The sequence below is a fragment of the Rhodococcus sp. AG1013 genome (assembly GCF_003350365.1).
Lineage (GTDB): Bacteria > Actinomycetota > Actinomycetes > Mycobacteriales > Mycobacteriaceae > Prescottella.
Window position 1 is genome coordinate 1 of the sequence record NZ_QQAT01000053.1, and the last position, 1,058, is coordinate 1,058.

General features: G+C 69.0%; 1 protein-coding gene and 1 pseudogene. Both read left to right on the forward strand.

From position 1 onward, the window contains the following. Nucleotides 1-97: pseudogene (locus tag DEU38_RS29640) on the forward strand (enoyl-CoA hydratase); the annotation flags it as partial. A gap of 59 nt (nucleotides 98-156) precedes the next feature. Then, nucleotides 157-1,058 (forward strand): thiolase family protein (locus DEU38_RS27950; RefSeq protein WP_147283612.1); only part of this gene is annotated, 902 nt, incomplete at its 3' end.

Below are 1,058 nucleotides of genomic sequence, written 5' to 3' on the forward strand. Positions count from 1 at the left end.
CGCCAAGGCCATGGAAATCGTGTTCACCAGCGCGGACGCGCAGGAAGGACCGACCGCGTTCGCCGAGAAGCGCCCGCCGGTCTGGCAGGGCCGCTGACCGGAGACATCGCCGCGGACGGCACGGACCGTCCACGGCCCCATTCGAAAGGAACTCCCATGACGAAGGCTGTCATTGTCGACGCCGTCCGCCTCGCGTCCGGAAAGGGCAAGCCCGGAGGCGTCCTGTCCGGCACGCACCCGGTCGAGATGCTTGCCCAGGTTCTGCGCGCTCTGGTCGACCGCAACGACCTCGATCCCGCGATGGTCGACGACGTGATCGGCGGCTGCGTCCAGCAGGTCGGCGAACAGGCACTCAACATCGCCCGCACCGCGCTGCTCTCCGCCGGGTTCCCCGAAACGGTGCCGGCCACCACCATCGATCGCCAGTGCGGATCGAGCCAGCAGGCCGCGCACTTCGCCGCGCAGGGCGTCATCGCCGGCGCCTACGACATCGTCATCGCCTGTGGTGTCGAATCGATGAGCCGGATCCCGATGGGCACCTCCCCCATCGGCCAGGACACCGCCGGCCCGGGCATCGCCGCCCGGTACCCGGAAGGGCTGATCCACCAGGGCATTTCGGCCGAACTGATCGCGGCGAAGTGGAAGCTCGACCGCGAGACCCTCGACGCATACTCCGCCGAATCGCACCGTCGTGCTGCCGCGGCGATCGAGTCGGGATTCTTCGACGCCGAGATCGTGCCGATCACCGTCACGGCCGGATCCAGCGAGACGTACGAGCACTCCACCGACGAGACCGTGCGCGCCTCCACCACCGCCGACGGACTGGGCGCCCTGAAGTCCGCGTTCCGCAGCGACGAGTTCTCGCAGCGGTTCCCGGAAGCGCAGTGGCACATCACTCCCGGCAACTCGTCCCCGTTCACCGACGGCGCCTCCGCCGTCCTGATCATGAGCGAGGAGATGGCATCCAAGCTGGGCCTGACCCCGCGCGCCCGGTTCCACTCGTTCTCCGTCGCCGGCGACGACCCGATGTTCATGCTCACCGCCCCGATCCCCGCCAC